Annotated in this window: 10 protein-coding genes; all 10 read right to left on the minus strand. The window is 41.6% G+C overall.

Annotated elements, in window-relative coordinates; genetic code table 11:
* Nucleotides 1-64: 64 nt before the first annotated feature.
* A complete protein-coding gene (locus tag A2536_12585; protein OGF44855.1) occupies nucleotides 65-265 on the minus strand; it encodes a hypothetical protein in 201 nt (66 codons plus the stop codon).
* A 157-nt stretch (nucleotides 266-422) separates the two neighbouring features.
* Nucleotides 423-2081 (minus strand): hypothetical protein, encoded by a 1659-nt coding sequence (locus A2536_12590; GenBank protein ID OGF44856.1) that lies wholly within the window; start codon nucleotides 2079-2081, stop codon nucleotides 423-425.
* Nucleotides 2078-4339 carry a hypothetical protein gene (locus A2536_12595; protein ID OGF44857.1) on the minus strand — a complete coding sequence of 754 codons (2262 nt, stop codon included), beginning with the start codon at nucleotides 4337-4339 and terminating at the stop codon, nucleotides 2078-2080. The genes A2536_12590 and A2536_12595 overlap by 4 nt, the downstream gene beginning before the upstream one ends.
* Nucleotides 4336-5076: a hypothetical protein gene (locus A2536_12600; protein OGF44858.1), complete on the minus strand. Its 741-nt coding sequence runs from the start codon at nucleotides 5074-5076 to the stop codon at nucleotides 4336-4338. The genes A2536_12595 and A2536_12600 overlap by 4 nt, the downstream gene beginning before the upstream one ends.
* A 1-nt stretch (nucleotide 5077) precedes the next feature.
* Nucleotides 5078-6490 carry a hypothetical protein gene (locus tag A2536_12605; protein ID OGF44859.1) on the minus strand — a complete coding sequence of 471 codons (1413 nt, stop codon included), beginning with the start codon at nucleotides 6488-6490 and terminating at the stop codon, nucleotides 5078-5080.
* Nucleotides 6481-7944 carry a hypothetical protein gene (locus A2536_12610; GenBank protein ID OGF44860.1) on the minus strand — a complete coding sequence of 488 codons (1464 nt, stop codon included), beginning with the start codon at nucleotides 7942-7944 and terminating at the stop codon, nucleotides 6481-6483. The genes A2536_12605 and A2536_12610 overlap by 10 nt, the downstream gene beginning before the upstream one ends.
* Nucleotides 7944-9335 (minus strand): hypothetical protein, encoded by a 1392-nt coding sequence (locus A2536_12615; protein OGF44861.1) that lies wholly within the window; start codon nucleotides 9333-9335, stop codon nucleotides 7944-7946. The genes A2536_12610 and A2536_12615 overlap by 1 nt, the downstream gene beginning before the upstream one ends.
* The gene (locus A2536_12620) at nucleotides 9332-10414 is read right to left on the minus strand and encodes a hypothetical protein (protein OGF44862.1); all 1083 of its coding nucleotides are present in this window, start codon (nucleotides 10412-10414) and stop codon (nucleotides 9332-9334) included. The genes A2536_12615 and A2536_12620 overlap by 4 nt, the downstream gene beginning before the upstream one ends.
* A gap of 151 nt (nucleotides 10415-10565) precedes the next feature.
* The gene (locus A2536_12625; protein ID OGF44863.1) at nucleotides 10566-11447 is read right to left on the minus strand and encodes a hypothetical protein; all 882 of its coding nucleotides are present in this window, start codon (nucleotides 11445-11447) and stop codon (nucleotides 10566-10568) included.
* 23 nt (nucleotides 11448-11470) lie between these two features.
* Nucleotides 11471-13399, minus strand: a complete 1929-nt coding sequence (locus A2536_12630; GenBank protein OGF44864.1) for an aconitate hydratase — start codon at nucleotides 13397-13399, stop codon at nucleotides 11471-11473.
* Nucleotides 13400-13668 lie beyond the last annotated feature (269 nt).

Below are 13668 nucleotides of genomic sequence, written 5' to 3' on the forward strand. Positions count from 1 at the left end.
ATTTCTGTCACCAGTGCGATACATGGCTTGCTCCTTTGGAGTGAATATGCCATATTATATCATGTTAGTAATTTAATTGCGACACAGTCTGAATTATAAATAATATACCCACAATTATTTTACCAACGATGAAAAGCTTGAAATTAACAACATTGTCTATCCCTGAACATAAAAACCACAGGACAATCGCTAAAAAGAAAACAGGGTAGTATAAAAGTTTAAATTTCTCAAAATTTGTCTTTTTAGAAACGTTTACTGTCGCCACGTAAGGCCACCTCCTTAGCTTTAACTGCTTAAATTGGGGACAGACACCGAAAACGCCTGTTGTCAGTCCCCTTTTCGCACTTTTTTTCTTTAGTTATTAGTTATTTAAGTAATTGTTTAGTGCTTAGTGCTTAAATCTTAGTGCTTGTTTTTGAATTTTATTTGATTTTATAGTATTCTCTAACTCTCTTTAGATTCTCTTTCGCCTCGGGATGATTGGGATTTACTTTCAGGGCTTTCTCGAAATATTCGATGGCATTTTTGGGGTCCTGCCTCTCTACATATATACCGCCTATCACTACGTAGGCATCGGCGTAGAAGGTGTTCAGTTCCACTGCTTTTTTAAGCTTTTCAAGGGATTCTTTGTATTTTTTCTCTTTGTAAAGCTTTAGGCCGGTGTTGTAGAGAGCGATTGATTCTGACTCCAACTTGTTGACGGCGATTCCCCCAAGCTCTTTGATTCGAGCTTTCATGTTGTTCACGGTGTTGCTGTCCGGTTTCCAGTTGTTGGTGGGAAATTCCTTAACTGTCATTTCATAATATTTTATTGCTTTGGCGATGTCTTTATCTGTCTCGGCTTTTAATCCCATAAAATAGTTTACTCTGGGGTTATTCGGCTGATTTTTTTCAGCGGCGGCAAAGAGCGTGAAACTGTCCTTCCAGTCAAAGTTACGGTTGAACGTGTAGATACCAAAGACTATGCAGATAAGAGTACAAACTGCAACGAGAATGCTTCGTACAAATATATTTTTCCAATAAACAAAAAGGGCGGCGATTATCAAGGCAAAGGCGGCCGAAGGAACGTACATGAACCGTTCACCCAACAGGGCTCCGATAGATATTATATTCGACACGGGTAATATCGTAATAAAGAACCAGAGAATCCCAAAAGTCAGTATCCATTTTTTCTCCCTATGTTTCCAGGCAATAGCCAGGAGCAGAAGAATCGCAGTAAGAGAGAGAATAACCTTGAAACTAAGTAATGATGCCGGTAACGTGTAGTCGCTGTAATCGGCGGTAAGGTAAAAAGGAGCAAATAAGAGTTTCAGGTAAAGCCCGATTACATATATCACCGTAGCGGCTCTTGCCCAGATATCCTGACCTGCAAGGATGCCTTCCTGATGGATGCTTGATAGACCATGAAGAACAAAGTAGCGTAACCCAAGGTAGACGCCGAGCACGAGGGCGAAGAAAAAGTAGTTTTTTATCTCTATCTTCTTTTTTGAGTACAACTCATAAAGAAAAAGCATGACCGGAATGGTTACAGCTATTTCTTTTGACAAAAGTGCGCAGAAAAATAATATGAGAGCTCCGGCTATGTTTTTCCGGAGGTAAAATATTATTGCTAAGAAAGAGAAGAACGCCGCAAGGAGTTCTGTCCTTCCCACTATCATATTCACTGCTTCGGTATGGACCGGATGCAGGGCAAACAAAAGTGCCGCAAGGGCCGCATACCTTGGTTTCAGCGCATCCCCGAACATAAAAATTAGGACATAGAACAAAAGCACTATATTTACTGCATTTATCAGTACATTTGTAAAATGAAAGCCGTAAGGCTTTCCTTCCCAGATAAAATTGTCAACAGCTAATGTCAATACAGGGATAGGTCTATACAGCAGCACGCCTTTTTCATACGGCGTATTCGCCCAGTAGTTTGAGACAAATATTTTTGGAATATTTTTCAGATTTGTTACCAGAGGATTATCTTTAATTATTGCGTTATCATCCAGATTGAACCCGTTTGGCAGTGAGTTAAAATAGATTGCAAATGCAATTATCAGCAAACCTGCGCCATAAAAGAAATGCCTTAAGGTCATCTTCCTCTCATTTGTTTCATGCGTTGATAATTTGTTGCTGCTTCCTTAAAATTGGGATTAATTTTTAACGCCACCACGCACATTTCCATTGCTTTATCAATATCATTCATATAAAAATACGAAAAAGCCTTACCGTTATACGCTTCAGCAAAAAAAGGATTAAGTTTTAATGCCTGGTCAAAGATCTTAAGCGCTTCGTCGTATTTTTTCAGTTCATTTTTAGCTACGCCCAGGTTAAAATATGCATCCGCGCTTTCGGGATTTACAAAAATCGCCCGGTTTAAATATTCTTCCGCTTCAAGAGCTCTGCCGTTGTTCACGAACATCGAGCCGATATTATTCAAAGCATCGTAATAATCAGGATTCAGACGGATTGCCTCTTTATACTCCGCCTCTGCTTCGATCAGCATATTTTTCTTCTTATAGATCAGGCCCAGATTATATCTTACTACGAAGGACTTTGGATTTGCCGCTAATGCCTTTTTATAATTCTCCATAGCCGCCTCAATCATTCCCATATTATCAAGGAATATTCCTATATTATTATTCACCCAGGAGATATCTTCACCTGCTGCTCTCGCCTTATCAAAATACTCGAACCCCGACTTGCTGTCTCCGGAAGCTATGGCCAGTTCACCCCTTGAAAAATAGTATTGAGCCACGGTATCTCTCATCATATATTCTTTCCAGATAGTTTTATCGTCAAGCCCGCTCAAATTATAGGAAGCAAAAATATCCTTTTTTGGCGCCGCACCGAGCTTAAACATAATTCCGGATTGCCTGCCTTTACCTGCCATCCATTTTGACATCGACGAAGTACGCAGATAATAAACCGGTCTGTCAGTATCCTCAACAATCTTTATCTGTACAGTCTTTTTCTTTCTCTCATGGTTCAGCATCCCGATCTTCATTATATCCGGACCGTAAATGTTTTCAAATACACATCCCAGATCCTCGTAAACCGTGATATCAGGGCGGAGTTTCTCCACCTTCTTATAATATGCAAGTATGAATACTTCATTGTCCTGGGAGGCAAACAATATTGAATCTTTCTCTGGAGTTTTAAGTAAATTCATTCCATAGTCAGCCGCGATATAATTCCTGCTTCTGTCATTATAATAAAAGTTGGAAATATACGGAAAAATAAACAGCATAACCGAAGAGACCGCAAAGATCCTCTTTATATTTTCTTTTTTAATATATTCAGAAACAAAAAGAAGCCCGAAGAAAATAAAAACAGCGGCAGCGGCATAAGCAGGTATAAAAAATACTTCCACTACTTCAAGATCGTTTGTCGTAAGTTTTGGATTTGTAGTATACACCATGTAAGCGGAGAACAAAACAAATATCAGAGCGAAGTAACTGAACATTCTCTTGCTCTTCCTGTAAAAAGAACAGGCACCTGCAACTATCAGGGGAAGAAGTAGTACGGTGAATTGAAGGGAAAAACTTTTAACAAACTCCCACAGCTGCGCCAGGTAAAGCAAAATACCGCGATCCCCTTTGCCTATTCTTCCATACTGATTTCTCGTAACTACATCCAGTACTGCCTGAAAATTAACAGGATTGCCCCAGTTCATAGACGGGTTTGCGGAAGCTCTTATCGGAAGGTACAAATAATACAACAGACCGGCGCCGATCAAAAAAACAATACTGAAAATATATTTAAAAAATAGTTTTCTCTGAAAAATAAATATAAATATATAGGTCAAGCCTATTACCGCAAGAATAGTATGATGATTTGCCATCGAAAGCCCGGAAAGAAAAGAAAGCCAAAGCAGCGCTTTTTTATCGGATTTTTGCAGAACAGTTATAAGCAGTATTATTATTGCGAAGATAAAAATAAGATTAAGATGATATATTCCGCCTTTAGCCATAACACCCTGCGCCCAGAACGTCCAGGAAAAAGCCAGAAGAAGCGAACTTGTTAACGCATAAAAAGGGGTAAGAGCAGAACTTAGCTTTAAGCTATCTCCAAGTTTAAGAAGCAATTTATAAAACAAAGCAGCGCCAAGAGCCGCTAAAAACGCTGCCAGGAGGTTAACCCGAAAAGCTATATTTGATAAAGGTAAATATGAAAAAATATGGCCGAATGTTATATAAAGCGGATACCCGGGAGGATGCGCAATACCCAGAGAATAAGCGGCTGCAACGACTTCTCCGGTATCACCGACATAAACCGAAGGGCAGGCTGTAAAGACGAAAACAAGCAAAACGACAACAAATATTGCCGCAGTAAATATCCTGCTCAGATTCATTTTCCTTTCACCGCCACGTAGAATGCGTGAGAATATTTTTTCCTAATAAATGAGGGCGTGAGAATTTCGAAAATCGCCCAGAGTTTAAGCACAACAAATACGGCAAAATTGAAAACACCGGATTTTACGGCTTTCTTTTTCTCTTCGGAGATCTTGGAGCCGGACGGAAAAGGAGGCATATCAATATAGCCCCAGCCGATAATGGCAAGTTTTGACGACAATTTCTTTACGAACTCCACCGGGTTGACCGCTTTTCTTCCGGGAGACGGAACGTGGCTCACGTTAAACCCATTAGGGAGAAAAAACACCGAGAGTTTTGAATTTTCCGCGGCGCTTTCTATCATCTTGAGAGCTTCTTCTTCGCTGAACCGTTGGAAGACATCGCAGTTGGTAATAAAATCATACTTCTCATCTTTAAGATCAAGGCCTTCTTTGACATGAGGGAGTGAATCCGGGAGTAATTTATTTTCCCTAAGCTTTGTGACCGCAGCAGTGCATTTATTTACTACTTCACGCCTTTCGTCAAGGATGGTAACCCTTGAGGCTTTCACCTCACCCGCAAGCAAGCAGAAGTCCATAGAAGTCCCGTATTTCTCCGGAAGACCAAAAACGCAAAAGGAATTCAGATGCCCCTCTTTTCTGAACAGCTTGATCAATAAACGCCGCTTCATATAGTATTCATAAGCGGTCCCGAGCCCTTCACCTTCCAGCAATGCAACTTCATAGAATTTTTTCATTTTACACCTGTGTAGCATCTATATGGAGCGCATAACGGATAATATCCCTGAGGGTTAACCTGTGAACCCTGCTCATATAGTACCCGTAAACTATTTTTGTCAATAATTTATAGAACGCATTTGGTTTGTAATTTACCAGTTTCTTAATAAGCGGAAGTAAAACCGGGAATTTTACCGCCAGGAAGAAAAACGACTGTAAATTTATGATCTTATCTTTATCTTTTATCTCTATTTTAGACGGAACATAAATACTTCCCGCGACATCATCCAATCCGTAATTTTCTTTCAAATATCCGTGCGAAATAGCATAATCCGTGATCTCATACTTCGGATATGGCTCTAAAAGGGAAACAGGAGTAAAGTCCGGAGATATCTTTATGTTCATCTCAAGAGTTTCCATCGCCTGTTCAAAAGTTTCCCCCGGAAGTCCGAGCATGTTAAAAGCTTTAAGTTTAAGTCCGTTACTTTTTATAAGCCGCCCGGCTCCTATTATCTCTTCATTAGATATCCTCTTCTTCAAAACCCTGTTTCTAAGATCTTCATTTCCGGATTCTATACCCATGGCAACTCCATAACAACCGTTTGCCTTTAATTTTAGCACAAGCGCTTCCGTTACGAGATTTACTCTGACATTACACATAAAAGGCACGTTTATTTCTTTCTTAAAAAGCGGTAAAAATTCATCCAGCCATTCATTCGACATAACAAACACATCATCGGTGAAGGAAGCAGTTCTAAAACCCCACTTTTGCCTGACCGCTTTCATCTCTTCAATTATCTTTTTCGGAGAGACCCGTCTGATATACTTCCCCTTTCCTTTGTACATTTTGCTTAATAGATGGTTGGAACAGAAAGTACAATCATAAGGACATCCCCGGCCGGTCAAAAATTGTTTAACGCTGGATTTTCCCAGAAAAGAATATTTATAGTATATATCCCTATCGGGAGAAGGCAGAGAATCCAGATCTTCTATAAGACAGCGGAGTTCGTTTTTTATTACCTTGCCGGAAGCATCCTTCACCCAGAGGTTCTGAATCCCTGATATTCCCTTCTTGTCCCTCAGATTATTTAAAAGTTCAAGACATGTGTATTCAGCTTCCCCGACTGCAAGCAGATCCACCCCTTCTTTATTTATAGTCTCTTCGGGATAATAAGTAGCATGAGGGCCGCCGAGTAAAGTCGTAAAACCTGCTGCTTTTATTTTCTTTGCAAGAGCCAGCGCCCAGTTATGCTCTCCCGTAATCGTATGAAGTCCGACAATATCAGGTTTCAACGTTTTCAGTCTGGCAATAATATCCTTTTCTTCGGAAACAATGAGTAAATCAGCATTATGCCCGTGCTTTTTCAGGAGCGCGGAAATGCTCATTATCCCGAAGTTGGGAAACGCAGAACGCTGAATGAATATCAGAAGCATTTTTGGTTTGCTATCCTCTTTTTAATTTTATTTCCAATCATTATCTCAACAGGAAAACCAAAAAACATATGTTTTAACCTGAATTTTGCAATAGGCTTATATAAGAACGCCACCACCTGTACATACCAGGGGGCGTTAACATCACTCGGTTTGTCATCGATAAAGAAACTCGTAAACTGAAGTCCTTCGATCAGTTTTTTACGTCTTCCCGTTACCCAAGGGGTATTAATATTATCCACGGCATAAGTACTCCATCCCATAAGTTCCTTAGGAGGTTCATATCCCAGTTCTACGGATTGCTTGAACATAAGAGTCCCGGGATACGGAGTATAGCACCCCAGCCCCGAGATTTTTGCGTGCTTATTTTCTTTTAATATTCTCACGATAAGGTCTACGGTCATCTTGAGCTCTTCTTCCGTCTCTGTAGGAAAACCGCCGATAAAGTAATACCAGGGGGAAACACCGCTGTCTTTCAGTTTTCTATTCACTTCCAGTATCTTCTCAGGATTTATACCTTTTTTCGTCATCTCATGTATTCTGGGAGAACCTGACTCGCCTCCGAGGTTAAGCTGTTTGCAGCCGGCTTCAGAAAGCATTTTAAGATACGCCTCATCCATTTTAAGAACTGATTTTACGGTAATCCCCTGTACGGTCCATTTAACGTTCATCTTTGTAAGGCCTTCAATAATTACCTTAGCCCGCTTAAGGTCCACGAACATTTCGTCATCAATGAACCAGACACTTTCTATTCCGTACTTCTCTTTAAAATATTTTACTCTTTGGAGAACTGTCTCTGCTTTTAAGGGTCTCCAGATACAACGGTTCACATGCGGATTGTAGCAAAAAGTGCAGGTAAACGGACATCCGCGGCTGGATTCTATATCTATAGTGGGTTTTCCAAACCGTAACGGCAGATATTTCATCACGTCTACGAGTTCATACGGCGGAGTCGGGTAGTCATCCAATTCAAGATACTCCCTGTCAGCTGTTTGCACTATCTTCCCGTTATCCTTATAAAACAAGCCTTTTACGTCTTTAAGGGGAGTTTTATTCTTTAAAGCACGGGCAAGTTCAACTAATGTGACCTCTCCGTCCCCGAATACTACAAAATCAACAAAAGGCGACTCAGCTGTCTGCTCGGTAAGGGTCGAACCATGAGCGCCTCCCCAGACCGTAGGAACTTCACTTTCTCTTTTCACTACCTCGCAGATCTGAAGCGCAAATTTTATCTGCGGTCCGAGCATGCAGGTGACCCCGACACAGAGCGGATTTTTCTTTAACTCCGTTTTAAGCCTCTCTTCCCAGTTCTTTTCAATCCTTTGATCAATTATTATTACTTCAAATTCTTTTACGGCAAGCGCAGCTGCGTGGATTAAAGAAAGAGGTATCGCCGGAGCGCTCTTTATATTATCAAGAAGCCCTACAACAGGTTGAACCAGTATTATATCCGCCATTACTTTCTCCTCTTCAAGCCCAGATACTGTAACGCCGCTTTAAAGAGGGCCGGTATTCTTTTAACCGTTCCTTTCTTCACAAGCATTCTCCATATCATTTTGGGCCGTAAATAATAACTACGGTATGCCTTCTTCCACATCCGTTCGACAAGCTCTTTTTTAACATCGCCCAGTTCAAAGTAACATATACCATTAGTATAACCGTAAAGCGACCAGTCAGTCACTAAGAATTTTCCCTCTATTTTTATCTGGGCAAAGAGCGGTGTCCCGGGGAACGGGACTGTAATGGTAAAATGCGCAACATCCGTGTTCAGTTCTTTCGCGAAATTAATTGTTTCCTGCATCGTCTTTTCGTTTTCTCCGGAATTTCCTATCATGAAATAAGTTATCGGCTCAATCCCTGCGGTTTTTGCCGCCTTCACCGCTGTAATAACGTCTTCTTTCTTTACCGCTTTATGAATATGCTCCGAGATTATCGCCTGGTTGCCGCTTTCTATGCCAAAACCGGTCCTGAAAAACCCGGTCTTTTTCATTTTAAGGAGAAGTTCCAGCGTCACAGCATTAGCCCTGAGCCCCTGCGCCGTCGTCCACTTTACTTTTACGCTTTCCCTGAGTAGTCCGTCGCAGATCGCATCAACTCTTTTAGGGTCAATGTTAAAGGCATCATCCTGAACACCTATCTCGTCAACATTGAAGGTATCCACAAGATATTTAAAGAGTTTTACCACATACTCCGCGCTCTGAGCCCGCCACTTCCTTCCGAAAACCCCTTTAAAACAATAGTTACACAGGTAAGGGCATCCTCTGGATGTGACAATAGTCAAGCTCCTCACCTTTTCCGAGATAACCGGCTGGGGCGTGGAGTAAAGGGAAACATCTTTAAGAAGGTGGTACGCCGGAAACGGGAGTTCATTCAACTCTTCTTCCGTAAGCAGTATTCTCTCCGGTGTCTCTACCGTCTTTCCGTTCTCTTTGAATATTAGGCCGTTAACTTTATTAAGGTCGCTCTTTTCCTCCAGTGCCCGTACAAGTTCAAGCACCGTCCTTTCCCCTTCATGCCTTACTACAATGTCAGCACCGTTATCTAAACTCTCTTCGGGAAGCGCGGAAGGGTGCGGCCCGCCGAATACAACCGGCGCTTTTGTAAGTTTTTTTATCAGAGAAGCAGTCGCCCACGCTTCTTTAATGAGAGGGGTAGTCGCAGTAAGCCCGACCATACCGTACTCGCCCCAATTTACATCTTTGAACTCTTCAGGCGTAACATTCAAGTCCAGTATCTTTACCTGATGCCCGGCTTTTTCCAGAACGGCCGCAATGGAAAGAAGCCCGAGAGGCGGAAGCTTCGGCTGTTCATACTTTTTAAGCTGAGGATGTATAAGAATTATTTTCATTTAAATATCCCTAAAATGTATTTGATACCGAGTTTAAACAGATATCTCGGACTCATCAGCATGTTCGTATAAGCCATGTTAGCCATCGGGCAGTAGCAGTGTTCTTTCTTTATGGCTGCTCTCATCTCGAAAGCTTTTTTGGTGAACCAGAGTTTTTTAAGGTCGTATTCAGCGTCCCTGAGATTCCCGAGCGTCTCCGATTTCATACAGCAGTACCAGACATTACCGTCAGCTGCCATATGCGCCGTGGAAACTCCGGCATAACACGGGATTACCTCTTTTTTACCGGTGAGAACCCTGTCAACCAAACCGTAATACTCTTCCCTGATAAGTTTTGTGAGCCGCCCTGCACCTTTGTAGTTCTTCTTCCCTGTTTCCCGTATTAAAAACTCCACCGCGTTCTTATAAACCCCTGCTTCAGGCGTAATATCCTTCTCCATAGTAAGGAGCTCTTCTCTTCTTTCCGCGATTTCCGTAATATATGAATCCGGATTCAGTTTTGCGAACTCCTCAAAGATCTCTTTAACCCTCTCCACGTTATATTTTGAGATGACCGTATGAATTCCAAGTGTAAGATTCGGATATTCCATCTTTCTAAGAGCAGCATACGTAACCATCGCCTTTTCGAAGTTACCCTTAACCCCTCTTATTTCATCATGCTTTTCACCGACTTCATCAAGAGAGACATTGACTATAATTGCTGATTTCTTGCAGTATTTGGCAAGCTCTTCGACTCTTCCCGGTATAATATCCGAAAGAAGCCCGTTTGTCGGAATATTTATAACCGCAGGCCTGCAGGTGTCATAAAGCGCTTTTACAATATCAACAAGGTCCGCCCTAAGAAACGGTTCCCCCCCGCTTATTGTCACCCAGAAAGGAGAACGCTTAAGTGAATCAAAAATCTTCTTAAACTCATCAACGGAAAGGTCCTTTCCCTCTCTCTCCCAGATGCCGCAAGTCCTGCAACGCGAGTTGCATTTAAATGTAACACTGAAGGTGTAGGAAAATGGTAATAGTTTTGGCCAGCCAAGCCGATAGAACATTTTATATAATGCTGTCATTAACAGTATGCGTAACATTTTAACTCCCCAAAACTATTACCGTCCGTAAAGGTCCATAAAAGTCTTTAAAAGTCCATAACGGTCTTACATTAATGTGGTATTATTTATCTCGATCCATATTAGCGGGTGTTTCTCCCCGCCTTCCTTAAATCGTCAATTGTAAATAGCTTCACTTTAGGTTTTTAGTAGTCGACGCGATATCCCATTTAGATGGATTCTTCTTCAGCACATAAAAGTCTATATATCCCAGAAATCTTCCAAGCACTTCCAATTTTACAGCTAAGATTGTGTAAAATATTTCTTTTGGTTTAAAACTAAGCCGCTTCACCACCAGCTTTAATATCTTCATACCGCTCATGGTCGAAACCGAGTAGTGTCCTGTTTCTTTAAGCCAGAGATGTCCGTTATAAATACGCCTTCTTTGTTTAAGGAAATCACGAATAGTTTCAGGACCTTTATTGTAGACAATTGCTTCGGGGCAATATTTGATGGAAAGTCCTGCGGCGCGTATTATCGCTTCTATACTCGCCTCATCCACTGCGGAGTTCTCAGGAATGGCTTTTACAATATTCTTAAAAGCAACCATTTCCCCCAGCTTGGGGTCATTAATAGCAATCTCATTATGAAGACCCCACATAAAATGTGCAAGAAACCCTGTGAAAGTATCTTTGGAGTTAACCGGAAAGGGATGACCGCCTGTCATGCCTACTTTTTCATCAAATAGCGGTTTTATAAGGGCTTCTATAGAATTCTTTTCAGGAAGGGTATCGGCACTCACGAGTATACAGACATCCCCGGCAGCTTTTTTAAGAAAAAGGTTTACAGCGGCAGCTTTTCCATTTCTCTCCGGCTCGCTTATAAGAATTACTTTAGCTTCTTTCTTAGCTAACTCAACAACTATATTTTCGGTGTCGTCCGTACAACCGCTGGCAATGACAATTATCTCTTTGATGGACGCGCTCTTTAGTTCCTGAGCGAGCAAACCCTCAAGGAGGCGGAGAATATTTCCCTGTTCATTATATGCGCAAATCCCGAAGGATAGATTCATAATCTGAGTTAAGAGATCAAAGCGCTCTAATTCTTACCCTTACCGGCAAGTCCGAGCAAACTCCCGGCAAGTATTATATTTTTCTGCCGCAAGTTTAAAGCCGACTTCGCTTTAAAAGCGGTACCTTTAGTTTTATTGGCAATGTAAAACACTCCGTTTTCCAGCTGGCTTTTAAAATCTTTTATTTCTAGAATATCCCCCTGCTCCAAATACTCGTAATCCTTTTCATTCTCAAAAACAATAGGAAGAATCCCAAAATTTATCAGATTCGCAGCGTGAATTCTGGCAAAAGATTTAGCCAGAACAGCTTTTATTCCAAGGTATCTCGGCGCCAAAGCGGCATGTTCTCTCGAACTTCCCTGTCCGTAGTTAGACCCGCCGACAATAATACCTCCGCCCCTTTCTCTTGCGCGTTTCGGAAAATCTTTATCAATTTTAACATATACATGCTCGGAAATAGCCGGAATATTTGACCTGAGAGGAAGAATCTTTGCACCCGCAGGCATTATATCGTCAGTAGTAATATTATCATTTACTTTAAGAAGAATCTCGCCCGTAAGAATTTCCAAAGGTGGATTCATTAATGGAAGAGGCTTTATATTTGGACCTCTTTTTACTTCCAATCGTCCTGTATCTTTTTCTCTGGAAGGAGTTATAATCAGCGTGTCTTCCAGATCCGGCTTTGCCGCAGGAACTCCCGGTTTTCTTTTAATTTCCATGGGATCCGAAAGATAACCTTTTACAGCTGACCACGCTGCCACTTCCGGACTTGTGAGATATATGGAAGCATCTGCGGTCCCTGAACGCCCTTTAAAATTCCGGTTAAAAGTACGGATCGATATACCTGCCGAATTCGGAGCCTGTCCCATTCCGATACAAGGCCCGCAAGCAGTTTCCAGTATTCTTGCTCCGGCTTTAATTATGGTTTTGAGCGCTCCATTCTTTGCAAGCATCTTCATTACCTGGGCAGAACCCGGGGCAACTGCAAAACTAACCTCCGGATTGATTTTTCTTCCTTTTAATATAGAAGCTACAGTCATAAGATCCTTATAGGAAGAGTTCGTACAGGAACCGACTATCGCCTGATTTATTTTTACGCCTTTTAAATCTTTTACCCGCGCCACATTATCCGGGCTATGAGGCTGCGCGGTAAGCGGTACAAGTTTTGAAAGGTCAATAATTATTTCGCCGTCATACTTTGAATTTTTGCCGGCAACTATTTCAATCCACTGTTTCTGCCTGCCCTGCCATTTCAAGAAATCTCTTGTGATTTTATCGGAAGGAAATATTGAAGTGGTCAAACCAAGTTCCGCGCCCATATTAGTAATGGTCGCTCTTTCCGGAACAGAGAGTGTCTTTACTCCTTCCCCTGAGTATTCAAATATCTTTCCGACACCGCCCTTTACCGTAAGCCGGCTCAGAAGTTCAAGAATAACGTCCTTTGCCGCGACATAGTTTCTCAGTTTTCCCTTTAATGTAACTTTTATTATCTCCGGCATTGTCAGATAAAAAGGTTCGCCCGCCATAGCAAGAGCCACGTCCAGCCCGCCTGCTCCAATCGCCAGCATCCCAATACCCCCTCCGGTCGGAGTATGAGAATCAGAGCCAAGTAGTGTCATCCCCGGAACCCCAAATCTTTCAAGGTGTACCTGATGGCAGATACCCGAACCCGGTTTTGAGAAATAAATACCGTATTTTTTTGCAAAGGACTGTAGAAAAAGGTGGTCATCAAAGTTTTCAAATCCTTCCTGAAGAGTGTTATGGTCGACATAGCTAACGGAAAGTTTTGTTTTAACCCTCGGAATATTCATAGCTTCAAACTGAAGGTAAGCCAGAGTACCTGTAGCATCCTGAGTCAAGGTCTGGTCTATACATATCCCGATCTCAGTCCCTTTGATAGGCTCACCGCGGACTATATGTTTTTTAAGTATTTTTGCTGCAACACTGTCGAACATAAAAACTCCTTAAATGCATTGTCTGTAAAAGTGACAATTTATTTGTCATCCCGTACTCAGATACTTTTTTGCCCGCCAGTCTTTAAGGAGGGCGGGATCCAGTTTCTTTATTGAAAAACTGTTAATATGCTTGATTTTACCATCAAAAGCGGGGTTTTTCAATGAAAAAGGCAGGCAGACAGCGATTCCGCAACAAGCAAATTAAGCCATAACTTTTGCACTGAAAAATCAAGGATTTTATTCTTTTGTGACCCGTGTTAATAATTATA

Source organism: Candidatus Firestonebacteria bacterium RIFOXYD2_FULL_39_29, from assembly GCA_001778375.1.
Lineage (GTDB): Bacteria > Oederibacteriota > D2-FULL-39-29 > D2-FULL-39-29 > D2-FULL-39-29 > D2-FULL-39-29.

Coding starts and splice junctions, on each gene's coding strand:
- A2536_12590 (OGF44856.1), bottom strand. CDS start 2,081: ATGACCTTAAGGCATTTCTTTTATGGCGCAGGTTTGCTGATAATTGCA.
- A2536_12595 (OGF44857.1), bottom strand. CDS start 4,339: ATGAATCTGAGCAGGATATTTACTGCGGCAATATTTGTTGTCGTTTTG.
- A2536_12600 (OGF44858.1), bottom strand. CDS start 5,076: ATGAAAAAATTCTATGAAGTTGCATTGCTGGAAGGTGAAGGGCTCGGG.
- A2536_12605 (OGF44859.1), bottom strand. CDS start 6,490: ATGCTTCTGATATTCATTCAGCGTTCTGCGTTTCCCAACTTCGGGATA.
- A2536_12610 (OGF44860.1), bottom strand. CDS start 7,944: ATGGCGGATATAATACTGGTTCAACCTGTTGTAGGGCTTCTTGATAAT.
- A2536_12615 (OGF44861.1), bottom strand. CDS start 9,335: ATGAAAATAATTCTTATACATCCTCAGCTTAAAAAGTATGAACAGCCG.
- A2536_12620 (OGF44862.1), bottom strand. CDS start 10,414: ATGTTACGCATACTGTTAATGACAGCATTATATAAAATGTTCTATCGG.
- A2536_12630 (OGF44864.1), bottom strand. CDS start 13,399: ATGTTCGACAGTGTTGCAGCAAAAATACTTAAAAAACATATAGTCCGC.